At 61.8% G+C, this 23,873-nt stretch carries 23 protein-coding genes; 13 read left to right on the forward strand and 10 right to left on the reverse strand.

Features of this window, described 5'->3' with window-relative positions:
• The 4 genes from G7016_RS09235 to rpe all read right to left on the reverse strand — a co-directional run bounded on the left by G7016_RS09235 (nucleotide 1) and on the right by rpe (nucleotide 3,691).
• Nucleotides 1-600, reverse strand: a complete 600-nt coding sequence (locus G7016_RS09235) for an anthranilate synthase component II (RefSeq protein WP_181113152.1) — start codon at nucleotides 598-600, stop codon at nucleotides 1-3.
• A 53-nt stretch (nucleotides 601-653) separates the two neighbouring features.
• Nucleotides 654-2,135 (reverse strand): anthranilate synthase component I, encoded by a 1,482-nt coding sequence (gene trpE / locus G7016_RS09240; RefSeq protein ID WP_181113154.1) that lies wholly within the window; start codon nucleotides 2,133-2,135, stop codon nucleotides 654-656.
• 66 nt (nucleotides 2,136-2,201) lie between these two features.
• Complete coding sequence (locus G7016_RS09245) at nucleotides 2,202-3,020, reverse strand: phosphoglycolate phosphatase (RefSeq protein ID WP_181113157.1); 819 nt, start codon at nucleotides 3,018-3,020, stop codon at nucleotides 2,202-2,204.
• Complete coding sequence (rpe, locus tag G7016_RS09250; RefSeq protein ID WP_181113160.1) at nucleotides 3,017-3,691, reverse strand: ribulose-phosphate 3-epimerase; 675 nt, start codon at nucleotides 3,689-3,691, stop codon at nucleotides 3,017-3,019. Before rpe ends, G7016_RS09245 begins: the two co-directional genes overlap by 4 nt.
• A 139-nt stretch (nucleotides 3,692-3,830) precedes the next feature.
• Between rpe and G7016_RS09255 the strand changes: the two genes are divergently transcribed.
• Complete coding sequence (locus tag G7016_RS09255) at nucleotides 3,831-4,790, forward strand: alpha/beta hydrolase family protein (RefSeq protein ID WP_181113163.1); 960 nt, start codon at nucleotides 3,831-3,833, stop codon at nucleotides 4,788-4,790.
• 81 nt (nucleotides 4,791-4,871) lie between these two features.
• Here the strand turns inward: G7016_RS09255 and G7016_RS09260 are convergent, their stop codons facing one another.
• Genes G7016_RS09260 through G7016_RS09270 form a run of 3 tightly spaced genes read right to left on the reverse strand, consistent with a single transcriptional unit; the run spans nucleotide 4,872 to nucleotide 7,329 of the window.
• Nucleotides 4,872-5,636: a TerB family tellurite resistance protein gene (locus G7016_RS09260; protein WP_181113166.1), complete on the reverse strand. Its 765-nt coding sequence runs from the start codon at nucleotides 5,634-5,636 to the stop codon at nucleotides 4,872-4,874.
• Nucleotides 5,636-6,307: an N-acetylmuramate alpha-1-phosphate uridylyltransferase MurU gene (gene murU / locus G7016_RS09265; protein ID WP_181113169.1), complete on the reverse strand. Its 672-nt coding sequence runs from the start codon at nucleotides 6,305-6,307 to the stop codon at nucleotides 5,636-5,638. The genes G7016_RS09260 and murU overlap by 1 nt, the downstream gene beginning before the upstream one ends.
• Nucleotides 6,304-7,329: an aminoglycoside phosphotransferase family protein gene (locus tag G7016_RS09270; protein ID WP_181113172.1), complete on the reverse strand. Its 1,026-nt coding sequence runs from the start codon at nucleotides 7,327-7,329 to the stop codon at nucleotides 6,304-6,306. The genes murU and G7016_RS09270 overlap by 4 nt, the downstream gene beginning before the upstream one ends.
• A 128-nt stretch (nucleotides 7,330-7,457) precedes the next feature.
• Here G7016_RS09270 and G7016_RS09275 point away from each other — a divergent pair, with 128 nt between their 5' ends.
• From G7016_RS09275 to G7016_RS09325, 11 genes are all read left to right on the forward strand, one after another.
• Nucleotides 7,458-10,241, forward strand: coding sequence for an LPS-assembly protein LptD (locus G7016_RS09275; protein ID WP_181113175.1), 2,784 nt, complete (start codon nucleotides 7,458-7,460; stop codon nucleotides 10,239-10,241).
• A complete protein-coding gene (locus G7016_RS09280; protein WP_181113962.1) occupies nucleotides 10,222-11,514 on the forward strand; it encodes a peptidylprolyl isomerase in 1,293 nt (430 codons plus the stop codon). The genes G7016_RS09275 and G7016_RS09280 overlap by 20 nt, the downstream gene beginning before the upstream one ends.
• Entirely contained in the window at nucleotides 11,511-12,497 is a 987-nt protein-coding gene (pdxA, locus tag G7016_RS09285) for a 4-hydroxythreonine-4-phosphate dehydrogenase PdxA (protein ID WP_181113178.1), read from the forward strand. Before G7016_RS09280 ends, pdxA begins: the two co-directional genes overlap by 4 nt.
• Nucleotides 12,497-13,303, forward strand: coding sequence for a 16S rRNA (adenine(1518)-N(6)/adenine(1519)-N(6))-dimethyltransferase RsmA (rsmA, locus tag G7016_RS09290; RefSeq protein WP_181113181.1), 807 nt, complete (start codon nucleotides 12,497-12,499; stop codon nucleotides 13,301-13,303). Before pdxA ends, rsmA begins: the two co-directional genes overlap by 1 nt.
• Before the next feature lie 82 nt (nucleotides 13,304-13,385).
• On the forward strand, nucleotides 13,386-13,766 hold the full coding sequence (apaG, locus tag G7016_RS09295; RefSeq protein ID WP_181113183.1) for a Co2+/Mg2+ efflux protein ApaG: 381 nt from the start codon (nucleotides 13,386-13,388) through the stop codon (nucleotides 13,764-13,766).
• Nucleotides 13,766-14,587, forward strand: a complete 822-nt coding sequence (locus G7016_RS09300; protein ID WP_181113187.1) for a symmetrical bis(5'-nucleosyl)-tetraphosphatase — start codon at nucleotides 13,766-13,768, stop codon at nucleotides 14,585-14,587. Before apaG ends, G7016_RS09300 begins: the two co-directional genes overlap by 1 nt.
• Before the next feature lie 17 nt (nucleotides 14,588-14,604).
• Nucleotides 14,605-14,931, forward strand: a complete 327-nt coding sequence (gene glpE, locus G7016_RS09305) for a thiosulfate sulfurtransferase GlpE (protein ID WP_181113189.1) — start codon at nucleotides 14,605-14,607, stop codon at nucleotides 14,929-14,931.
• A 305-nt stretch (nucleotides 14,932-15,236) separates the two neighbouring features.
• Nucleotides 15,237-17,159 carry a PrkA family serine protein kinase gene (locus G7016_RS09310; protein ID WP_181113192.1) on the forward strand — a complete coding sequence of 641 codons (1,923 nt, stop codon included), beginning with the start codon at nucleotides 15,237-15,239 and terminating at the stop codon, nucleotides 17,157-17,159.
• A gap of 121 nt (nucleotides 17,160-17,280) precedes the next feature.
• Nucleotides 17,281-18,555, forward strand: a complete 1,275-nt coding sequence (locus G7016_RS09315; protein ID WP_181113196.1) for a YeaH/YhbH family protein — start codon at nucleotides 17,281-17,283, stop codon at nucleotides 18,553-18,555.
• A complete protein-coding gene (locus G7016_RS09320; RefSeq protein WP_181113199.1) occupies nucleotides 18,552-20,114 on the forward strand; it encodes a SpoVR family protein in 1,563 nt (520 codons plus the stop codon). Before G7016_RS09315 ends, G7016_RS09320 begins: the two co-directional genes overlap by 4 nt.
• Before the next feature lie 51 nt (nucleotides 20,115-20,165).
• Nucleotides 20,166-21,281, forward strand: a complete 1,116-nt coding sequence (locus G7016_RS09325; RefSeq protein ID WP_181113202.1) for a multifunctional CCA addition/repair protein — start codon at nucleotides 20,166-20,168, stop codon at nucleotides 21,279-21,281.
• Nucleotides 21,282-21,315: 34 nt separating this feature from the next.
• Here G7016_RS09325 and folK read toward each other — a convergent pair whose 3' ends face one another.
• Both folK and folB read right to left on the reverse strand, forming a co-directional pair.
• Complete coding sequence (folK, locus tag G7016_RS09330; RefSeq protein ID WP_181113205.1) at nucleotides 21,316-21,816, reverse strand: 2-amino-4-hydroxy-6-hydroxymethyldihydropteridine diphosphokinase; 501 nt, start codon at nucleotides 21,814-21,816, stop codon at nucleotides 21,316-21,318.
• Entirely contained in the window at nucleotides 21,807-22,160 is a 354-nt protein-coding gene (gene folB, locus G7016_RS09335) for a dihydroneopterin aldolase (RefSeq protein ID WP_181113208.1), read from the reverse strand. The genes folK and folB overlap by 10 nt, the downstream gene beginning before the upstream one ends.
• Nucleotides 22,161-22,232: 72 nt before the next feature.
• Here folB and plsY point away from each other — a divergent pair, with 72 nt between their 5' ends.
• Nucleotides 22,233-22,802, forward strand: coding sequence for a glycerol-3-phosphate 1-O-acyltransferase PlsY (gene plsY / locus G7016_RS09340; RefSeq protein WP_181113210.1), 570 nt, complete (start codon nucleotides 22,233-22,235; stop codon nucleotides 22,800-22,802).
• 34 nt (nucleotides 22,803-22,836) lie between these two features.
• Here the strand turns inward: plsY and tsaD are convergent, their stop codons facing one another.
• Complete coding sequence (gene tsaD, locus G7016_RS09345) at nucleotides 22,837-23,862, reverse strand: tRNA (adenosine(37)-N6)-threonylcarbamoyltransferase complex transferase subunit TsaD (protein WP_181113213.1); 1,026 nt, start codon at nucleotides 23,860-23,862, stop codon at nucleotides 22,837-22,839.
• Between the last annotated feature and the right edge of the window lie 11 nt (nucleotides 23,863-23,873).

The raw sequence follows: 23,873 nt of genomic DNA on the forward strand, positions 1-23,873 counted from the left end.
TTAACCCTGGCGAGTGCCGCCGGTTTGCTTGAGGAAATTGGCCAGCAGCTCATGGCCCTGTTCGGTGAGGATCGATTCCGGGTGAAACTGCACGCCCTCGATATTCAGGGTTTTGTGGCGCAGCCCCATGATCTCGTCCACGCTGCCGTCGGCGTGTTGTGTCCAGGCGGTCATTTCCAGGCAGCCCGGCAGGTTTTCGCGCTTCACCACCAGCGAGTGGTAACGGGTCACGGTCAGTGGCTGCGCAAGCCCCTCGAATACGCCCAGGTTACGGTGGGTAACCGGGCTGGTTTTACCGTGCATCGCCTGACGGGCGCGAACCACTTCACCGCCATAGGCCTGGCCCAGCGCCTGATGACCCAGGCAAATGCCCAGGATCGGCAGCTTGCCTGCAAAGTGGAGGATAGCCTCGATGGAGATACCCGCCTCGCTTGGCGTGCAGGGGCCCGGGGACACCACGATGCGCTCCGGCGCCAGCGCCTCTATTTGCGCAACGGTCAGTTCATCGTTGCGCACCACCTTGACCTCGGCGCCCAGCTCGCCCAGGTATTGCACAACGTTATAGGTAAAGGAGTCGTAGTTATCGATCATCAGCAGCATGGCGCGAACCTCTCGAATCGGGAATAGGGCGAGCCCTGTGCGGCCCGCTCCGCTTATTCAGCCGTGGCCTGCTCGGCCAGTGCGACGGCGCGGAACATCGCCCGCCGCTTGTTCAGGGTTTCTTCCCATTCCAGGGCCGGTACCGAGTCGGACACGATGCCCGCGCCCGCCTGCACATGCAGCTCGCCACCCTTGATGACCGCGGTGCGTATGGCAATGGCGGTGTCCATGTTGCCGTTCCAGGCGAAGTAGCCCACGGCGCCGCCGTACACGCCACGCTTGACGGGTTCCAGCTCGTCGATGATTTCCATGGCGCGGATTTTCGGCGCCCCCGACAGGGTGCCCGCTGGAAGTATGGCGCGCAGCGCGTCCATGGCAGTCAGCCCTGCCTTCAATTGGCCGGTCACGTTGGAAACGATATGCATCACATTGGAATAACGCTCGATCACCATCTTTTCGGTGAGCTTCACGCTGCCGATTTCCGATACCCGGCCCGTGTCGTTGCGGCCCAGGTCGATCAGCATCAAATGCTCTGCCAGCTCCTTCTGGTCGCTGAGCAGGTCCACTTCCAGCGCGTGATCCGCCTCTTCGGTAGCACCCCGTGGCCGGGTACCTGCAATGGGGCGAACGGTGATCTGATTGTCCTCCACCCGCACCAGTACTTCGGGCGAACTGCCCACCACGTGGAAATCACCGAAGTTGAAGAAGTACATGTAGGGCGTGGGGTTGAAGCAACGCAGGGCGCGGTACAGGTCGATGGGCGCCGCGGCGAAGTCGATGGACATGCGCTGGGAGGGCACCACCTGCATGCAGTCCCCCGCCAGGATGTAATCCTTGATGGTGCTCACCGCGCGCTCGAAGTCTTCCTGGCTGAAGCTGGAGCGGAACGCCGGCTCCGCGCCTGCTGGCCGGGAAAAGTCCAGCCCAAGGCGTGGCGTAATGGGCTGGCGCAGCCGAGTGATCAGTTCTGCCAGTTGAGCACGGCCTTGTTCGTAGGCGTCTGCCTGGGCAGGGTCGGCCAGCACGATGGCGTGCATCTTGCCCGCCAGGTTGTCGAATACCACCACGGCATCCGACACCATCAGCAGGATGTCTGGCACACCGATAGGGTCCGGGTTGGGGCAAGCGCCCAAGCGTTTCTCTACATACCGCACACAGTCATAGCCGAAATACCCGACCAGGCCGCCGTTGAAGCGTGGCAAGCCGGCAATGGTGGGCACGTTGTAGCGGGCTTTGAACGCCTCGACGAAGGCGAGCGGATCCTCGACCTCGTGCTGCTCGATCTCGATCCCGTCACGGGTGACGCTTACCGCATGGCCGTGCACCCGCAATACGGTTCGGCAGGGCAAGCCGATGATGGAATAACGCCCCCACTTTTCCCCGCCCTGCACGGACTCGAGCAGATAGGAGTTGGGCTGGTCAGCCAGCTTCAGGTAGATCGACAGCGGCGTATCGAAGTCGGCCAGGGTTTCGTGGGCAAGAGGAATGCGGTTGTAGCCGGATTGGGCCAAGCGCAGGAATTCTTCGCGGGTCATAGCAGCCTCGTGGCGGAGGAAAGAACGGAGTACGAGCAAACGCGCCGGCGGACCGGCCAGGGGAAGTCAGGCGCGCCAGCGCCAGCGGGCCAGGGCCTTGATGACTTTCATCCAGAGTTTGCAGGTAACCGCCACGGGGGATTCTCGACCTGAAGAGGCAGGGGTGTCGGGCAACGTTATCTCAGCGGCACGCTCGAAGCAACCAGGCAAAAGTGCCCGCAGGTCATCCAGCACCAGTGAGGGCTGCTCTTCGGTAATCGGCCGCCCATGGTTGTAGCCATAGGTAAGGCCCACACAGGCCACGCCAGCGGCCTTGGCTGCACGGATATCGTTGCGCGAATCGCCCACGAACAGGGCGTGTTCCGGGGCTACCCCGGCCATTTTCATTACATGGAACAGCGCGGCCGGATCGGGCTTCTGCTGCGGCAGCGTATCGCCACCGATGATCCAGCGAAAATATCGTCCCAGCTTCAGCTCATCCAGCAGCGGCGCCACGAACTGCTCGGCCTTGTTGGTGATCAGCGCCATTTCCACGCCTTCCTTGGCCAGCCATTTCAAAGTATCGCGAACGCCCGGGTATACCTCGGTGCGGCCGTGATCCTCGCCGTAAGCGGCCATGAACAGCGCAAGCCCGCGGTCGGCGAGCTCATTATCGACCGCGCTATGTTCGAGACCACCGGCCAGCGCCCGACGCACCAGCACCTTCGAACCGTTGCCGATCCACAGGCGCACGGCATCGATACCCGCCGGCGGGCGGCCGAGTTCGACGAGCATGCGATCGACCGCGGCGGCCAGGCCGGGCACGGAGTCCACCAGCGTGCCGTCGAGGTCGAACATCACAAGCCTGGGCAACTGGCCGGGGAACAACCGTTCGAACCCGCTCATGGGCGGGCCAGGGCGAGCTCGGCGCGCATGCTGTCGATCACCACGCGGTAATCCGGGGCGTTGAAGATGGCCGAGCCGGCCACGAAGGTATCGGCGCCCGCGGCAGCGATCTCACGAATGTTGTGCACGTTCACGCCGCCGTCGATTTCCAGGCGGATATCCCGACCGCTGGCGTCGATGATCGCCCGCGCCTGGCGCAGTTTCTCGAGCGTGCCGGGGATGAACTTCTGCCCGCCAAAGCCCGGGTTCACGCTCATCAGCAGGATCATGTCCACCTTGTCCATCACGTATTCGAGCACGCTCAGGGGGGTAGCCGGGTTGAACACCAGCCCCGACTTGCAGCCGCCTTCGCGCACCAGCTGCAGGGAGCGGTCGATGTGCTGGGTGGCTTCAGGATGGAACGTGATATAGGTGGCGCCGGCTTCGATGAAGTCACCAATGATGCGGTCTACCGGGCTGACCATCAGGTGCACGTCGATAGGCGCGGTGATGCCGTACTTGCGCAGCGCGGCGCACACCATCGGGCCGATGGTCAGGTTGGGGACGTAGTGGTTGTCCATCACATCGAAATGCACCACATCCGCTCCAGCGGCGAGTACGTTGTCTACCTCCTCGCCCAGGCGAGCGAAGTCGGCGGAGAGGATGGACGGCGCAATAGCGAAGGGTTGCATGCTGGACCTGTAGGCTGAACACGGTGGCGCGCATTGTAGCCGATGGCGGCCCAAGGCGGGCAGTAGCGCGGCCGAGGGCACTGGCGGTGGCCGCCGAATGGCCTTAGGCTGCGGTCAAGCAACCGATATGGAAACCACGATGCGCGCTTTTTACTGTGCCAGGCTGCTCGCGCTGGCGACCGCCCTCCCCATCTCACTTCATGCCATCGCCGCTGATGAGCCCGCCGCGCCGCCTGCGGCCGTAGAGCGTGCGCCCTTGCTCGAGCGCAGCGAACAAGAAGCCCAGGCTATCGCGCGCCAGCTTCCAGCCCAGGAAGTACAAACGCTGCAGGCCAGCGGGGATAACTTCATGGCCCTGTGGCACCCGGCTAACGACGCCGACCCGGTGGGCATGGTGATTATTGTTCCGGGGGCCGGAGAAAGCGCCAACTGGCCCGACGTTGTGGCGCCCCTGCGCACACGCCTGCCGGATGCCCGCTGGGGCACGCTCAGCCTTACCCTCCCCGACCTTGTCAGCGAAGCGGTGCAACCGCGCGGCATCGAACCGCCCGCCCCGGCGGCAGCGGGAAGTTCGGCAACGCCCCCCGATGCCAACGCGCCGATCGAACAGGCAGCGGCCAGCGGCTCGGATACCACCGCACCGGCAGAGGGCGAGAACAGCACCGATGATCAGTTGAAAACGGACGCCGCCCGAATCTTTGCGCGTATCGACGCCGGCATTGCCTTCGCCCAGCAAGTGAAGGCACGCAACATCGTGCTGCTGGGCCATGGGACCGGCGCTTATTGGGCCGCACGCTATTTGAGCGAGCGCCAGCCCTCACGCGCTCAGCGCCTGGTGATGGTAGCGGGCAGAACACCCGAATCAGCCCCGGCCGGGCTAGACCTGCTGGCACCGCAGCTGAAGGTGCCAGTAGCAGACATTTATTACGCGACCAATCCCAACCTGCGCAGTGCCGCGGCTCAGCGCCTGCAAGCCAGCAAGCGCCAGGCCGGTAGCCAATACAGCCAGACCGAGCTCAATGCCCTGCCCGGCGACCGCGCGGCCGAGCAGGAGCAACTGTACCGTCGGATCCGCGGCTGGCTAAGCCCGCAGTCGTAAACCTGGGAGCGCTGTGGCAGCCCTCCTTGGCGGCGACCGGCCCGGCAGGGCCGCAGATCCTGCGACGGCTGACACGCTGGCTCAGAACCCCCGCCGCCGGCGCACGACCTCATAGGCACCGTGTAGCTCTCGGGTGCGTTCGGTCGCGGCCTTTACCTGAGCCGGGCTGGCGCCTTTGCCCTGCAACTTGTCGGGATGGTGGCGGCTGAGCAATCGCCGATACGCTTGCTTGATCTGTTCCGGGTCGGTCGCCGCGTTAACGCCCAACACCCGCAAGGCATCGTGGTAGGCCCCGGCCGGCCCCGCCAGTGTGCGTGACGCAGGCGCGTAGTCCTGGCCCAGGGCCCGCAACTGGGGCGCGGTCCAGCCAAGCCAGTTACCCCAGTCGAGCATAAGCTGCTGCTCGGCCGGGCCTACGCGGCCATCTGCCCAGGCCATCCGCCAGCAAGCCCGCAACAGCCCTTCCGCCGTGGTTGGCTGGCCTTGCAATCGGCGCAGGTGGCTGCGGAGCGAATCCTTGCCAGCCTTGCCACGGCCAAACGCGGCAATGGCTCGCTTGCGCGCAGGCGCGTCCATCCCCAGCAAGGCCATTTCGTTGCGTGCCTGGGCAATGTGGCTTTCCTCAACACGGCCGTCGGCCTTGGCCAGCCGCCCCAGCAGCACGAACAGCAGCTCATCCTCGGCCAGCCCCGCTCGCCCATTCATGCGGGCCCAAAGCTCGGCCCAGCGGTGAACATCCAGGCGGCGGTCCACCGCCTGGCCCAGCAAGCCGCCCAGGATCGCCCCCGGAATGTGAGCCAACGCAAAGCCCGCCGTCACGCCTACCACTGTCACCGGCCACAACATCAATGGCGCTCCGCAAGCAGTTGCTCAACCTCTGCCAGGCGCTCCGGGGTTCCTACATCTACCCAAGGGCCGTCAAAGTGCTCACCCGTCACGCGGCCGTCAGCCATAGCCTTGCGCAGCAAGGGGGCCAGCTTGAAAGCACCCTCGGCGCAGCCCTCGAACAACGCAGGGTGCAACACAGCAATACCGCTGTAGGTCAAGGGTTGGCCCGGTGCAGGCAAGTCGGCGAGCCGCCCTTCATTCAAAGCAAAGTCCCCCGAGGGATGGTGCGCCGGGTTGTTCACCATCACCAGGTGCGCCAGGGCGCCCTCAGGCAAGCGCAAACGTGAATAGTCATAACCGGACCATACGTCACCGTTGACGATTACAAAGGCGCCATCGCCCAACAGCGGCAAGGCTTTGAAAATCCCGCCGCCGGTTTCCAGAGGCTCGCCCTCAGGCGAATAGCGGATGTGCGCGCCAAATCGCTCGCCAGTGCCGAGGTAGGTTTCGATCTGCTCACCCAGCCAGGCGTGATTGATCACGATGTCCCTGTAACCGGCAGTCAACAGGGCCTGCAACTGATGCTCGATCAAGGGCACGCCGCCCGCTGGCAACAGGGGCTTGGGCGTGTGCAGGGTAAGTGGGCGCATGCGCTCGCCTTTGCCGGCGGCGAGAATCATCGCCCTCATACGCTCGCCTCGGCGGGTTGTGGCAGGGTGCCCAGTAGCTCGGCCAGCCCCGACAACTCCTTGCGCCGCTTGCACACCGCACTGATGTAGGCGAAGAAGCGCGGTACATCCTCCAGGTAGCGAGGCTTGCCGTCGCGATGGCAGATGCGGGCGAAGATGCCGATGACCTTAAGGTGGCGCTGAACCCCCATCAGGTCGCTGGCCCGGAGGAAATCGGTAAGGCTGGGTTGCACTGGCACGCCTTGCTCACGGGCCGCGTGCCAGTATTGGCTTAGCCAATCGCCTACGCGAGCCTCGGGCCAGCTGAGGAACGCATCCTTGAACAGGCAGGTAATGTCATAGGTCACCGGCCCATACACAGCGTCCTGGAAATCCAGCACCCCAGGGTTGGGCGTGCTGAACATAAGGTTGCGGGGCATGTAGTCCCGGTGCACCAACACCCGGGGCTGAGCCAGGGCGCTGTCGATCAACAATTGGCTGACTGCAGCCCACTGCGCCTGCTGGTTCTGGTCAAACTCCACGCCCAGGTGGCGGCGAACGTACCATTCCGGAAACAGCTCCAGCTCGCGGCGCAACAGCGCGTCGTCATAGCTGGGCAAGGGTGCGGCCATGGGCAGCTGCTGGAACTTCAGCAAGGCCTGTATCGCCGCATCGAACAACGCGTCGGCGTTATCCGTGGAGATCACCTCCAGGTAGGTTTTGCGCCCCATGTCACTGAGCAGCAGAAAGCCCCGCTCCAGATCCTGCGCATGAATAAAAGGCACATGTACGTCGGCGCTGGCCAGCAGCGCGGCGATGTCCACGAACGGCTTGCAGTTCTCCTGCGGCGGCGGGGCGTCCATCACGATGAAGCTTCGCTCAGGGGTAGCCCAGCGGAAATAACGGCGGAAGCTCGCGTCGCTGCTGGCGGCGCTCAATTCGCCCTCGGGCACCTCGCCCCAGCCCTGGGCCTGGTACAGGTTCTTGAGTTGCAACTCAAGCCATGGCTGAAGTTGTTCGAGGCGTACATCTTGATCGGGCATTTAAGGAGTCTCCGACGGCGCTAGCCGTCAAGCGGGTCATGCTTTATTATCCAGCATCTTTTTCAGACCATCGAGAGGCGTGCACACCCGCACGGGCAGATGGCACGCAGGAAGCCCGGACTAATAAGATGGCATTGAAATCCCCCGCGTTTCGTAGAAAGTTTCCGTTGCTGGTTACCGGCGGCCTGCTGGCGATGCAACCCTTTGCATCGTCTTTCGTCAGCGCCGCTCCGCAGTATGACTGCCAGGTGTCCGCTTCGGGTTCCTGGGACTGCAAAACCCGCGACACCAGCGCCGCACTTCCACCCCGCCCCCAGCATACCGCCTCTTCGGTAAGCGCAGCGGCAGGCGATGAAGGCGGCACCGCTGGTGAAGACACCGCCCCGGCCACCACGCTGGTAACCGAAAGCAAGGGCCGTGTTCTCAAGTCCCGCAGCGCCGATTACAGCCATCTGGACTGGGTACCCCGGGAAAAGCTCACGCCCGCGCAACTCGCGGAAACCGGCCCCTACTGCTCCGGCACCTACGTAGAGCCGTTGCGCCCCGGCATGAACGACAAAACGTCGAAGTCCGATGCGCCTACCTATATCAATGCTCGCGCCTCGCGCTACGAGGAGCAGTCGCAAACCGCTACCCTCGCGGGCGATGTGGTCATGCGCCAGGGCAGCATGCAGGTCGAAGCCAACGAAGCCGCACTGCACCAGGCCGAGAACCGTGGCGAGCTGAACGGCAATGTGAAGCTGCGTGACAACGGTGCGCTGATCGTGGGCGATCACGCCGAAGTCCAACTGGACACCGGTGCCGCCCAGATCGACAACGCCGAATACGTACTGCACAAGCAGCGAGCCCGTGGTTCGGCGCTCTACGCCAAGCGGGCCGAAAACGCGATCATTCGCCTCAAGGATGGTACCTACACCACCTGCGAACCGAGCAGCAACGCCTGGTCCGTCAAGGGCAACAACATCACGCTGAACCCGGCCACCGGCTTCGGCACGGCGACCAACGCCACGTTGCGCGTGAAGGACATTCCGGTCCTTTACACGCCGTATTTCTACTTCCCGATCGACGACCGTCGCCAGTCCGGTTTCCTGGCGCCGAGCATTTCCACCAGCAGCGACAACGGCCTTACGCTGGTCACGCCGTACTACTTCAACCTGGCGCCCAACTACGACGCCACGTTGTACCCGCACTACATGGCCAAGCGTGGCTTGCTGATGGAAGGCGAGTTCCGCTACCTCACGCCCACCAGCGAAGGCCAGTTCGGCGGCGGTTACCTGAACGACGAGAACGACGACCGGGAAAACCAGTCCGACTACGCCAAGCGTCGCTGGATGATCAACTGGCAGCACAAGGGCGGCCTGGATACGCGCCTGCTGAGCGAAGTGGACTACACCCGCATCAGCGATCCGTACTACTTCCAGGACCTGCAATCGGACCAGATCGGCATCGAGAACCGCGACTTCGTCAACCAGCAGGGTGCGCTCACCTATCGCGGCCAGGGTTATACCGCGCGGCTGAACGTGCAGAGCTACCAGCTGGCGACCGTTTCGGACATCACCCCGTACGACCGCCTGCCACAGCTCACCCTCGATGGCGCGCTGCCGTTCCGCCCGGCGGGCCTGCAATTCAGCTATCACACCGAAGCCGTACGCTTCGATCGTGATTTGCGGACAGGTACCTATACCGACGACAACGGGTTTGAAACCCCGCGCATCGACCGTAACGTCTTCGGCCTTGCGCGCGCCAACGGCGACCGCCTGGACCTGGTTCCGGCCATGAGCCTGCCAATGGATTGGACCTACGGTTACATCCGCCCGACCGTCAAGTACAAGTACACCAAGTACAACCTTGACCTGGATTCCAAGGGCAAGGCGGATCTGTTGAGCACCGCCAACACTACCGGCGAGTCTTACAGCAGCTCCCAGGACATCAGCGTACCGATCTTCAGCGTGGACAGCGGCCTGTACTTCGACCGCGACACCCAGATGTTCGGCACCGATTACCGCCAGACGCTCGAGCCACGCCTGTTCTACCTCTATGTTCCCTACGAGAACCAGAACGACATTCCGGTCTTCGATACGGGTGAAAGCGTGTTCAGCTACGCCTCGCTGTTCCGGGACAACCGCTTCAGTGGCGGCGACCGCATCGGTGACGAGAACAAACTGTCCCTGGGCGTAACCAGCCGCTGGATCGAAGACAACGGCTTCGAACGCCAACGCTTCGCGATTGGTCAGGCCGTGTACTTCAAGGACCGCAAGGTTCAGCTTCCGCAGATCGCTTACCAGGACCGTGATGACGCGCAGTCGGATGTTTCTCCGTACGCGCTGGAATACGAGTACCGCTTCAACCGCGACTGGCGCTTCACCTCGGACTTCAACTGGGACCCGGACAGCCGCAGCACCCGCTCGGGTAGCGCGATGTTCCACTACCAGCCAGAAGACAACCCGAACAAGATCATCAACGCCGGCTTCCGCTACCGTGACGATACTATCCACTACGACACGGCCACCGGCCGCTGGCAGTTTGGTGGCGACTACGGTACCCCAGGCAACGACAACTACGTGAAGGACTACTACAAGATCCAGCAGCATGACTTCTCGGTCATGTGGCCGCTGGTTCCGCAGTGGAACCTCATCAGCCGCTGGCAGTACGACTACAACCGCAACCGCACGCTGGAAGCCTTCGGTGGCTTCGAGTACGACAATTGCTGCTGGAAACTGCGCCTGATCAACCGCTACTGGGTTGATTACGACGAATACAGCCAGAACGCCCCAGAGAACGAAAAGGGCGATCACGGCATCTTCCTCCAGATCGTGCTCAAGGGCCTGGGTGGCGTAGTAGGCAATAAAGTCGAAGGTTTCCTCGACAAAGGCATTCAGGGTTATCGTGAACGTGAAGACCAAGCTATGTGATCGACTGCGCCCCCTGCTGTTGGGCGCACTGTTTATAGGTACCCTGGCGCATGCGCAGGTTCAGCAACTGGACAAGGTAGCGGCCATCGTCGACAACGACGTGATCATGCAAAGCCAGCTGGACCAGCGTATGCAGGAAGTTCGGCAAACCATCGCCAAGCGTGGCGGTGGCGAGCCGCCGATCGAGGAACTGCAGAAGCAGGTGCTCGACCGCCTTATCCTGGAAAACCTGCAGCTGCAGATCGGTGAACGCTCCGGCATTCGCATTACCGATGAAGAGCTCAACGGCGCGATGGGCACCATTGCCCAGCGCAACAACATGAGCCTCGATCAGTTCCGCGCTGCCCTGGCCCACGACGGCCTGTCGTACGACGGGGCCCGTGAGCAGGTACGCCGCGAAATGATCATCAGCCGGGTGCGCCAGCGTCGCGTTGCCGAGCGTATCCAGGTAACCGAGCAGGAAGTGAGGAACTTCCTGGCGTCCGATCTCGGCAAGGCTCAGCTGTCGCAGGAATACCACCTGGCCAACATCCTGATTGCCACACCGGATGGCGCGAATTCGCAGCAGATCCAGGCCGCGGGCAACCAGGCAATGGCTTTGTACCAACAGCTACGCGAAGGCGCGGACTTCGCACAGCTGGCTACCACGCGTTCGGCCAGTGACAACGCCCTCGAAGGCGGTGACATGGGCTGGCGCAAGGCTGCTCAACTGCCAGCCCCGTTCGACCAGATGCTGGCTTCGATGAAGCCGGGCGAAGTGACCCAGCCGGTACGTACTCCTGGTGGCTTCATTATCCTCAAGCTGGTGGAAAGCCGCGGTGGCCAGGCAGAAATGCGCGAAGAAGTCCACGTTCGCCACATCCTGCTCAAGCCAAGCGAAATCCGTAGCCCGGCTGAAACCGAACGCTTGATCAAGACGCTGTACACCCGCATCAAGGACGGAGAGGATTTCGCCACGCTGGCCAAAAACTTCTCGGAAGACCCAGGCTCTGCGCTCAACGGTGGCGATCTCAACTGGATCGACCCGCAATCGCTGGTGCCTGAGTTCCGTGACGTGATGGCCCAAACGCCGGTAGGCACTGTATCCCAGCCCTTCCAGAGCCAGTTCGGCTGGCATGTTCTCGAAGTGCTTGGCCGCCGCGCCACCGACGCTACCCAGCAAGCTCGTGAACAGCAGGCGCTGAACGTACTGCGCAGCCGCAAGTACGACGAAGAACTGCAAAACTGGCTCCGTCAGATCCGTGACGAGGCCTACGTCGAAATCAAGCAGTGAGCGCCCTTCGCTTCGCGCTTACACCCGGCGAGCCAGCCGGCATAGGTCCTGACCTTTGCCTGCTGCTGGCCTCCGAGGCTCAGCCCTACCCTCTCATTGCCATCACCAGCCGTGACCTGCTCGCCGAGCGGGCTACGCAGCTGGGGCTGGCGGTGGACCTGAGGAGCGTTACCCTCGCGGCACTCCCTGACACAGCCGCTCCTGCGGGTGCGCTGTACGTCCTGGATGTGCCGCTCGCCGCACCGGTTGTTGCCGGCGCCCTGAACCCCGCCAACGCTGACTTCGTACTGGCTACGCTTACGCTGGCCGGGCAAGGCTGCCTGCAGGGCCACTTCGCCGGCATGATCACCGCCCCCGTCCACAAGGGTGTGATAAACGAGGCTGGCACGCCTTTTTCCGGGCATACCGAGTTTCTCCAGGAACTGTGCGGTGCCGAGCAGGTAGTGATGATGCTGGCAACCCGTGGCCTGCGCGTGGCCCTGGTGACGACTCACCTCCCGCTCAAGGATGTTGCAAACGCCATCACCGACGAACGTGTGGAGCGGGTGACCCGTATCCTGCACCGGGACCTGCAAGAGAAGTTCGGCATTGCCACGCCGCGTATCCTGGTGTGCGGGCTTAACCCCCATGCCGGTGAAGGCGGCCATCTGGGGCATGAGGAAATCGACGTTATCGAGCCAGTGCTGCAGCGCCTGCGTACTGAAGGCCTGGACCTCACAGGGCCGCTTCCGGCCGACACGCTGTTTACCCCCAAACACCTCGAGCACTGCGACGCGGTGCTCGCCATGTATCACGATCAGGGCCTGCCGGTGCTGAAGTACAAAGGCTTCGGCGCGGCGGTCAACGTCACCCTGGGCCTGCCGATCATCCGCACCTCCGTCGACCATGGTACTGCCCTGGACCTGGCCGGTAGCGGCAAGGTCGATACCGGCAGCCTGCAGGTCGCACTTGAAACTGCCTATCAAATGGCCGAGGCACGTTGATGAACGAGCAATACCAACACCGGGCGCGTAAACGCTTCGGTCAGAACTTTCTCCATGACGCCGGCGTGATCGACCGCATCCTGCGCGCGATCCATGCCCGCGAAGGCGATCGGCTGCTCGAGATCGGCCCCGGGCAAGGTGCCCTTACCGAAGGCCTGCTGGACAGCGGCGCGCAACTGGACGTGATCGAGCTGGACAAGGACCTCGTGCCCTTGCTGCATCAACGCTTCGAAGGCCGTGGCAATTTTGCGCTGCACCAGGGCGACGCATTGAAGTTCGACTTCGCCCGGCTCGGCGCCGCCCCGCGCAGCCTGCGAGTGGTCGGCAACCTGCCCTACAACATCTCCACGCCTTTGATCTTCCATCTGCTTGGCAACGCTGCCCTGATCAAGGACATGCACTTCATGCTGCAGAAGGAAGTGGTCGAACGGCTGGCCGCGGGGCCTGGCGGTGGTGACTGGGGCAGGCTATCGATCATGGTTCAGTACCACTGCCGCGTGGAGCACCTGTTCAACGTCGGCCCCGGTGCGTTCAACCCGCCACCGAAGGTGGATTCGGCCATCGTGCGCCTGGTGCCTCACGAAACCCTGCCCCACCCGGCGAAGGACCACCGGCTGCTTGAGCGGGTAGTGCGCGAGGCGTTCAATCAGCGCCGCAAGACCCTGCGCAACACCCTCAAGGCACTGCTGCCGGCCGCGGCCATCGAGGCGGCGGGCGTGGATGGAAGCTTGCGCCCGGAGCAGTTGGACATCGCAGCGTTCGTACGCCTGGCCGACCAGCTGGCAGACCTCCCCGAGGCGTCATAGCCCAGGCAAGGCCATCCACGGCAGGATGGCCTAGACTCATGGCGACGCATTGTTCATTCGATCCGGTTTAAAGGCTGCACCTATGTCTGACCCGCGTTATCACATAGACGTCTCCGTTGACACACGCTTCCTGGCGGAGCAATCCAGCCCTGACCAGGGCCGCTACGCATTCGCCTATACGGTGACCGTTCGCAACAAGGGCAAGGTGCCTGCGCGGCTCATGTCACGCCACTGGGTGATCACCGATGGCGATGGCAAGGTCGAGGAAGTGCGCGGCCCCGGCGTTGTGGGCCAGCAGCCGCTGATTGGTGTGGGCCAGGCGCATACCTACAGCAGCGGTACCGTCATGGCCACGAAAGTGGGCAACATGCAGGGGAGCTACCAGATGATTGCCGAAGACGGTAAGCATTTCGAAGCCGTCATCGCTCCGTTCCGCCTCGCTGTTCCCGGGGCCCTGCACTGATGGCAGTGTACGCGGTAGGTGACCTCCAAGGGTGCCTGGACCCACTCAAGCGCTTGCTCGATGAGGTTCACTTCGACCCCGCCCGGGATACGCTCTGGAGCGTGGGCGACCTGGTCAACCGCGGCCCCCAGTCGCTCGAAACCCTGCGTTTTCTTTACTCCATTCGCGATTCGTTCGTGTGCACGCTCGGCAATCACGACCTGCACCTGCTGGCCGCCTGGTACAACATCGAACGGCTTAAAAAAGCCGACACCCTCGCCGAAGTGCTTGAAGCCCCTGACGCACCCGAATTGATGCAATGGCTGCGTGGCCAGAAGCTGCTCCACTACGATGAGCCGCGCAACATCGCCCTGGTGCATGCGGGTATTCCGCCTGTATGGCCGCTGAGCAAAGCGCTGCGCCATGCCGCCGAAGTGGAAAGCGCGTTGCGCGACGATAACCTGGTAAAACCTTATCTGGATGGCATGTACGGCAACGAGCCCGCCAAGTGGAACAAGGATTTGCACGGCGTGACGCGCCTGCGGGTGATCACCAATTACTTCACGCGCATGCGCTTCTGTACCCGTGACGGCAAGCTGGACCTCAAGGGCAAGGAAGGCGCTGACAGCGCGCCGCCGGGCTATGCGCCCTGGTTCAGCCACAAAGACCGGCGCACCCGCCACACCCGTATCATATTTGGCCATTGGGCGGCGCTGGAAGGCCGTTGCAACGAGCCCGGCGTATTTGCCCTGGACACCGGCTGCGTGTGGGGCAACGCCATGACCCTGATGAACATCGATACCTTGCACATGCACCGCTGCAAGTGTTCACCCAATCGCTGAGCGGCACAGGAGCCATCATGTCGGAATTCAAGCGTATCGCCCCTCAACAGGCGCAAAGCCTTCGCGAGCAGGGCGCAGTGGTGGTCGATATCCGCGACCCGCAAACTTATGCCACTGCCCATATCAGCGAGTCGCGCCACCTGGACAACCATTCCTTGCACGACTTCATCGCCAAGGCCGACCTGGACGCGCCACTGGTGGTGGTGTGCTACCACGGTAATTCAAGCCAGGCTGCAGCCGCCTACCTCATCAGCCAGGGGTTTTCGGATGTGTACAGCCTCGACGGTGGCTTCGAGCTCTGGCGCCAGACCTTCCCGCAGGAGGTTTCAAAGCAGGCTGAGTGAAATTTTTTTTGTCATGTTCCATACCTGACAAGCGCTCCACGGGGTCACGGTTTCCGGGGCCTCGCTGCCTCCCCATGCCTCCCAGCCCCCTAACTAAATGCGGGGGCGCCCTTGAATTTCTGGATTACCAACTATCCTTAAGCCCAGGCCATCCAAAACAGGGGAGAGCCGGTATACCGGCGCGCGGGTCATCGGTAGCAATTTTCAGGTGTTCTGGGGGGTAATGGCAGCAGGTCGGCTCCGGCTGCCACCAAGCATCGGCTGAGTGATCCGACGTCGGCTCCGGTATCGAGCGAGGTGACGTCATGAGTATTTTTAGCCACTTCCAACAACGTTTCGAAAGCACGCGACAGGAAGAGCTCACGCTTCAGGAATACCTGGAGCTGTGCAAAAAAGACCGCAACGCCTACGCGTCGGCGGCCGAACGCTTGCTCACGGCCATCGGCGAGCCCGAGCTGGTAGATACTGCTGCCAACTCCCGTCTGTCTCGCATATTTTCCAACAAGACCATTCGTCGCTATCCGGCGTTCAAGGACTTCCATGGAATGGAAGACTGCATCGACCAGATCGTGTCCTACTTCCGCCATGCCGCCCAAGGCCTGGAAGAAAAGAAACAGATCCTCTATCTGCTTGGCCCGGTCGGCGGCGGTAAATCCTCGCTCGCAGAAAAATTGAAACAGTTGATGGAAAAAGAACCCTTTTATGCAATCAAGGGTTCGCCGGTATTTGAATCCCCGCTGGGGCTGTTCAACGTGACCGAAGACGGGGCCATTCTCGAAGAAGACTTCGGCATTCCCCGCCGCTACCTCAACACCATCATGTCCCCCTGGGCCACGAAACGGCTGCAGGAGTTCGGCGGGGACATCAGCCAGTTCAAGGTGGTCAAGCTCTACCCTTCCATCTTGAACCAGGTCGCACTGGCCAAGACCGAGCCGGGCGATGAGAACAACCAGGACATTTCCGCTCTGGTGGGCAAGGTGGACATCCGCAAGCTCGAGGAATACCCCCAGAACGACGCCGACGCCTACAGCTATTCCGGTGCATTGTGCCGCGCCAACCAAGGCATGATGGAATTCGTGGAAATGTTCAAGGCACCGATCAAGGTGCTGCACCCCTTGCTGACTGCCACTCAGGAAGGCAACTACAACAGTACCGAGGGCCTGGGTGCGATACCGTTCACCGGGGTACTGCTGGCGCACTCCAACGAATCGGAGTGGCATACCTTCCGCAACAACAAGAACAACGAAGCCTTCATTGACCGTATCTATATCGTGAAGGTGCCGTACTGCCTGCGGGTCAGCGACGAGATCAAGATCTACGACAAGCTGCTGATCAACAGCTCGTTGTCCAAGGCACACTGCGCCCCGGACACACTCAAGATGCTGGCCCAGTTCACCGTACTGTCGCGGCTCAAGGAGCCGGAAAACTCGAATATCTATTCGAAGATGCGGGTGTATGACGGCGAAAACCTGAAGGACACCGACCCCAAGGCGAAGTCGATCCAGGAATACCGGGATTCGGCAGGTGTGGACGAAGGCATGAACGGCCTTTCCACTCGCTTCGCCTTCAAGATTCTGTCCAAAGTGTTCAACTTCGACCCGCACGAAGTGGCGGCCAACCCCGTGCACCTGCTGTACGTGCTGGAACACCAGATCGAGCAGGAACAGTTCCCCGCAGAGGTACGAGAACGCTACCTGCGGTACCTGAAGGAATACCTGGCGCCTCGCTATATCGAGTTCATCGGGAAGGAAATCCAGACCGCGTACCTGGAATCCTACAGCGAGTACGGTCAGAACATCTTCGATCGCTATGTGCTGTACGCAGACTTCTGGATACAAGACCAGGAGTACCGCGATCCGGAAACCGGCGAAATCCTCAACCGGGTGGCCCTGAACGAGGAATTGGAGAAGATCGAAAAACCGGCCGGCATCAGCAATCCGAAGGATTTCCGCAACGAGATCGTCAACTTCGTGCTGCGTGCCCGTGCCAATAACAATGGCAAGAACCCGACCTGGCTGAGCTACGAGAAGCTGCGCGTGGTGATCGAGAAGAAGATGTTCTCCAACACCGAGGACCTGCTGCCGGTCATCAGCTTCAACGCCAAGGCCAGCAAGGAAGACCAGCAGAAGCACAACGACTTCGTTACCCGTATGGTCGAACGCGGGTATACCGACAAACAGGTGCGGTTGCTCTCCGAGTGGTACCTGCGTGTTCGCAAGTCGCAATAAGCCCGCGAGCGGCAAGTGACAAGCTCCAAGCGGCAAGCTGCCCGGTACTGCCGGGTAGCCTTGCGGATGCCGAATTCTTGCAGCTTGAGGCTTGAGGCTTGAAGCTGCCCCGGAGGGGCCTATGAGTTATGTGATCGACCGACGCTTGAATGGCAAGAACAAAAGCACGGTAAACCGTCAGCGCTTCCTGCGGCGGTACCGTGATCACATCAAGAAAGCCGTGGAAGAAGCGGTCAGCCGGCGCTCCATCACCGACATGGAACACGGCGAGCAGATCAGCATCCCCGGCCGCGACATCGACGAACCCGTGCTGCACCACGGCCGTGGCGGCAAGCAGACCACCGTCCACCCTGGTAACAAGGAGTTCACCTCCGGGCAGCATATTCCCCGCCCTCAAGGTGGCGGTGGAGGTGGCAAGGGTGCCGGCAAGGCTGGCAACTCCGGTGAGGGCATGGACGAGTTTGTATTCCAGATCACTCAGGAAGAGTTTCTGGAATTCATGTTCGAAGACCTCGAGTTACCGAACCTGGTCAAGCGGCACCTTACTGGCTCTGAAACATTCAAGACTGTTCGTGCGGGTATCGCCAACGAGGGCAACCCGTCACGCATCAACATTATCCGCACCCTGCGCTCGGCCCATGCCCGGCGTATCGCGCTATCTGGCAGCAGCCGTGCGCGGCTGCGTGAGGCGAAGGCCGAGCTTGAGCGCCTTCGTCGGGATGAGCCTGATAACTTCGGCGATATCCAGGCACTGGAAGCGGAGGTGGAAAAACTCAGCGCGCGTATTCACCGGGTACCCTTCCTCGATACCTTCGACCTGAAGTACAACCTGCTGGTCAAACACCCCAACCCCAGCTCAAAGGCTGTGATGTTCTGCCTCATGGACGTTTCCGGTTCCATGACCCAGGCCACCAAGGACATCGCCAAGCGCTTCTTCATCTTGCTGTACCTGTTCCTCAAGCGGAACTACGACAAGATCGAAGTCGTGTTCATCCGCCACCACACCAGCGCCCGGGAAGTCGACGAGGAAGAGTTCTTCTATTCCCGTGAAACAGGCGGGACCATTGTGTCCAGCGCGCTGAAACTGATGCAGGAAATCATGGCGGAGCGGTACCCGACCAACGAATGGAATATCTACGCCGCTCAGGCTTCGGATGGCGACAACTGGAACGATGATTCCCCCATCTGCCGGGAGATCCTCACCAAGCAGATCATGCCCCATGTGCAGTACTACACTTACGTGGAAATCACCCCCCGGGAGCATCAGGCCCTGTGGTTCGAATACGAGCGGATCGGCGATCACTTCCCCGACACCTTCGCCCAGCAACAGCTGGTGACCGCCGGGGACATCTATCCGGTCTTCCGTGAACTCTTCCAACGCAGGCTAGTGACATGACCGCGAGAGAGCAGAAGCGCCAACCTTTGTCCGTTGGCTCGGAGTGGACATTCGAGCTTATCCAGACCTACGACCGGGAGATCGGCCGTATCGCAGAGCGTTATGCACTGGATACCTACCCTAATCAGATCGAAGTGATCACCGCCGAGCAGATGATGGACGCCTATGCGTCGGTGGGCATGCCGTTGGGATATCACCATTGGTCCTACGGCAAACACTTCCTCAGTACCGAGAAATCCTACACCCGTGGGCAGATGGGCCTGGCCTACGAGATCGTGATCAACTCAGACCCGTGCATTGCCTACTTGATGGAAGAAAACACCATCGGCATGCAGGCCTTGGTGATCGCCCATGCCTGCTACGGCCATAACAGCTTCTTCAAGGGTAATTACCTGTTCCGCACCTGGACGGACGCCAGCTCGATCATTGATTACCTGGTGTTCGCCAAGCAGTACATCATGCAGTGCGAGGAGCGCCACGGCATCGACGCCGTGGAGGACCTGCTCGATTCCTGCCATGCCCTGATGAACTACGGCGTAGATCGCTACAAGCGCCCCTACCCTATTTCCGCGGAAGAAGAGCGCCGTCGCCAGAAAGACAGGGAAGAGCACCTTCAACGGCAGATCAACGACCTGTGGCGCACCATTCCAAAGGCGACTGAAAAGGCAAGCGAGCAGGATCACGTGCGCTTCCCGTCTGAGCCCCAGGAGAACATCCTCTACTTCATCGAGAAACATGCGCCGCTGCTGGAGCCCTGGCAACGGGAAGTGGTCCGGATCGTTCGCAAGATCGCCCAGTACTTCTATCCACAGCGCCAGACGCAGGTGATGAACGAGGGCTGGGCAACGTTCTGGCACTACACCTTGATGAACGACCTGTATGACGAGGGCCTGGTAACAGACGGCTTCATGATGGAATTTTTGCAGTCCCATACCAGCGTCGTATACCAGCCGGGCTATGACAGCCCGTATTACAGCGGTATCAACCCTTACGCGCTTGGGTTCGCCATGTACCGGGACATTCGCCGGATCTGTGAAAAACCTGACGAAGAAGACCGCCGCTGGTTCCCGGATATTGCCGGCAGCGACTGGCTGTCCACACTCAAGTTCGCGATGAGCAGCTTCAAGGACGAAAGCTTTATCCTGCAGTACCTATCGCCGAAGGTCATTCGCGACCTGAAGCTGTTCAGCATTCTGGATGACGATCAGCGGGATGACCTGCTCGTACCCGCCATTCATGACGACAGTGGCTATCGGCTCATCCGGGAAACGCTCGCCGCGCAGTATAACCTCGGCAATCGTGAACCCAACGTGCAGATCTGGAGCATCGACCGCCGGGGCGACCGATCGCTGACGCTGCGCCACCAACAGCACGACCGCAAGCCGCTTGGGGAATCTACCGAAGAGGTGCTCAAGCACCTGCACCGCCTGTGGGGCTTTGATGTACACCTGGAAACCGTGCAAGGCGATCAGGTAGTCAAGACTCACCATGTACCTCCGCGCAATGACCACGGCGAGGGCGACTACGGCCGCCTGGACATGGCTGTGGTCCACCTCTGAGCTGATCCTTCGGCGCTGCCGGTATATCCTGTAGCGCTGAAGGAGAACTGCATGAAGATTTACAAGGTTGGCGGCGCTGTGCGCGACCGCCTGCTGGGCCTGCCCGTGGCAGACATCGATTGGGTGGTGGTCGGGGCCTCGGCCGAAGCGATGCTTGCGCTGGGCTACCGTCCTGTAGGGGCGGATTTTCCTGTGTTCCTCCATCCCGACACTGGCGCCGAATACGCGCTGGCACGCACTGAACGCAAGAACGGCCGGGGTTATGGCGGCTTCGTGTTCCATGCAAGCCCCGACGTTACTCTCGAGGACGACCTGCGGCGCCGAGACCTCACTATCAATGCCATGGCCGAGGACGATGACGGCCATGTCATTGATCCCTACGGAGGCCAAGCTGACCTCGAACAGCGCTGGTTGCGTCATGTTTCCCCGGCGTTCGCCGAAGATCCCCTGCGTGTATTACGTGTAGCCCGCTTTGCGGCGCGATATGCCCCGCTGGGCTTTCGGGTGGCCCCAGAAACACTGGAACTGATGCAGCAACTGAGCGAATCCGGGGAGCTGGAGGCGCTAACGCCTGAGCGCAGCTGGAAGGAAATTTCCCGGGCGTTGCTTGAAGCTACCCCGGAGGTGTTTTTCGATACGCTTGAAGCGTGCGGGGCTTTGGAAGTGCTGTTCGCCGAGTTCAGCGCATTGCCGAAGCCTCTGCGCAAGCTCAGCTTGCAAGCCCTCCATCAGGCGGCTGCAGAGGAACACCCGTTGGCGGTGCGCTGGTCGGCACTGCTGCTGCGCCTGAACACCCAGGCCGCTGCCGCGCTGAGCGCACGCTTCAAGGTGCCTCGCGATTGCCAGGAGCTGGCCCAACTGGCTGCCGAATACCACACGCAGGCAGAACACGCTCGCGAAATGGACGCCGAAGCGCTACTGCAACTGTTGCAAGCGTTCGATGTGTACCGCAGGCCCCAGCGCTTTGAAGGGTTTCTTCATGCCTGTGAGATGGCGGCGCGAGCGGAGGGCAAGCCATCTTGGCCCGAGGGAGCGTATCTGCACGGTGCCGCAGCGGCAGCACGTGCCGTCCCGGTGAAGCCTCTGGTGGATGCGGGCCATACCGGGCAGGCATTGGGCGACGCGCTAAAGCAAGCACGCCTCGCAGCCCTGACAAAACTTCTGTAAATACTCGTACCCGCCGCTTCCCACGCATATGAGCCTAATGAGTGGGCGCCTGCCAATCAAACGGCACCTGCGCCAGGCGCTGGTCGATGGACGCTTCGCTCCACAACTCGGCAAAGGTGCGCCCAGCCCCTGGGTGCACTTCATCCGGCGCCAGCAGGGCTAGTGGCCACAGTACGAAAGCATTGCGCAGTATTTCGGCGCGCGGCAATACCAGCCCGTCGAAGCTACCCACCTGCTGGCCGTACATCAGCACGTCGATGTCCAGCGGCAGGCCTTTGCGCTGCGGCGCATAGCGGCCGTTGTCCGCCTCGATGAACTTGAGCTTGCGGTCCAGCGCCATCAGCGGCATGGCTGTGAGCCCGGTGACGACCAAATTGAGGAAGGGCCCGCTCTTGATGCCGATGGGCTCGCTTTCGAACACCGGCGAGCACTGCAGGCCCTGGAGGATTTCGGCCAGCGCGTCGAGCCCGGCGCACAAATGAGTATGGCGGTCGATATTACTACCGAGCCCCAGGTAAACCCTGGTCAGCGACATCCGCGCTCGATCTCCACACCCACACCCTTGGCGGCCGGAACGGCGCCAGGCTTGGTGACACGCAGGCGCAGCCAGGGCATCCCGAAATCGCTCATCAGTTTCGCAGCGAGCCGTTCGGCGAAGGTTTCCACCAGTTCGAACCGCGCTGCCTGGGCAAATGCCTGCACGGCTTCGGACACCTTGGCGTAATCGAGGGCCTTGGTCAGGTCATCGTTGGCCGCTGCGGGCCGGTTATCCCAGCCAAAGCTGAAATCCAGGCGCAGGCACTGGCGAATATCGCGCTCCCAGTCATAGGCACCAATCACGGTGTCTACCTCAAGGCCTTCGATGAACACGATGTCCAAGCTTTTTCTCCCCTGACGACAAAGGCGCCCTGCGCCGTTAGAATCCGAACGTCCACGCCCGGAATAGTTAGCATGCCTTGGTTACTGGCCCTTGTGGCCTACCTGCTCGGCTCACTGTCCTTCGCCATCCTGCTCAGCCGAGGGGCCGGGATGCCCGACCCCCGCGCCAGCGGTTCCGGCAACGCTGGAGCCACCAATATGCTGCGCGTTGCAGGGCGTAAACTGGCCATGCTGACCCTACTTGGTGACCTCGCCAAGGGCCTTGCACCGGTGTTGCTGGCCAAGGCCCTGGGGTTCGGCCTGCAAGCCCAGGCGTGGATCGGCCTGTGCGCGGTGATCGGCCATTTGTTCCCGCTGTACTTCAACTTCAGGGGTGGCAAGGGTGTAGCTACTGCCGCGGGCATGTTGCTGGGCCTGTACCCGCCCGCCCTGCTGCTGGCAATAATCGTGTGGCTGCTGACCTTCCAGCTGACCCGCACGGCCTCTCTGGCTGCCCTGACTGCAATTCCGCTCACCCTACCGCTACTGGCCTGGCAGGCACCACAGGCACTTTTGCCAATGACCGTACTCACGGTATTGGTAGTGTGGCGCCACCGAGCGAACCTGCGAGACCTGCTGGCAGGGCGGGAGCGGCACTTCTAGGCGCCATCACCCAAGCCCTGTCACACATACCTTGCTACACCGCGGGCAGTTGTTCCATCGGCCAGCGTGCATGCACCTGGATGCCCAGGCCCTCATGCTGCCCGGCCAGCAACCGCTGGCAGCCCGCATAAGCGATCATTGCGCCGTTATCGGTGCAGAACCGGGGGCGGGCATAAAACACGCCACCGCCCAATTGGCCGGTCATGCTTTCCAGCGAGGCCCGCAGGGCCTTGTTGGCGCTCACACCACCGGCGATCACCAGGGTTTTCAGCCCGGTTTGCTTGAGGGCACGTTTGCATTTGATGACGAGAGTCTCAACGACTGCCTGCTGGAACGCCAGCGCAATGTCGTTACGAGTTTGTTCACCGTCGTCGCCAGCTGCCTTGCACTGCTGCCAGGTATTGAGCGTGAAGGTTTTCAGCCCGCTGAAGCTGAAGTCCAGCCCGGGGCGGTCGGTCATCGGCCGCGGGAAGGTAAAGCGACCCGCAGTGCCGAATTCCGCCAGGCGGGCTATTTCCGGGCCGCCGGGATAAGGCAACCCCATCAGTTTGGCCGTTTTGTCGAAGGCCTCGCCTGCGGCGTCGTCCAGGCTTTCGCCCAGCAGCTCATAGCGACCGATGCCGTCGACCCGAACCAGCTGCGTATGCCCTCCGGAAACCAGCAAGGCCACGAACGGGAACGCCGGCGGCTGATCTTCCAGCATGGGCGCCAGCAGATGGCCTTCCATGTGATGCACACCTAATGCGGGAATACCCCAGGCGAACGCCATGGCTTGCGCGCAGGACGCACCGACCAGCAGCGCGCCGACCAGCCCGGGGCCTGCGGTATACGCAATGGCGTCGATATCGCCCGTGGTACGGTCGGCCTGCCCCAGCACTTCACGAATCAAGGGCAGCATACGTTTCACGTGGTCGCGCGAAGCGAGCTCGGGCACCACGCCGCCATAGACACGGTGCAGGTCGATCTGGCTGAATAGCGCGTCGCCGAGCAGGCCCTGCTCGCTGTCGTACAGCGCGACGCCCGTTTCATCGCAGGATGTTTCCAGTCCCAGTACTAGCATGGGTATCAATA

It is taken from the genome of Pseudomonas japonica, from assembly GCF_013522925.1.
Classification (GTDB): domain Bacteria; phylum Pseudomonadota; class Gammaproteobacteria; order Pseudomonadales; family Pseudomonadaceae; genus Aquipseudomonas; species Aquipseudomonas japonica_A.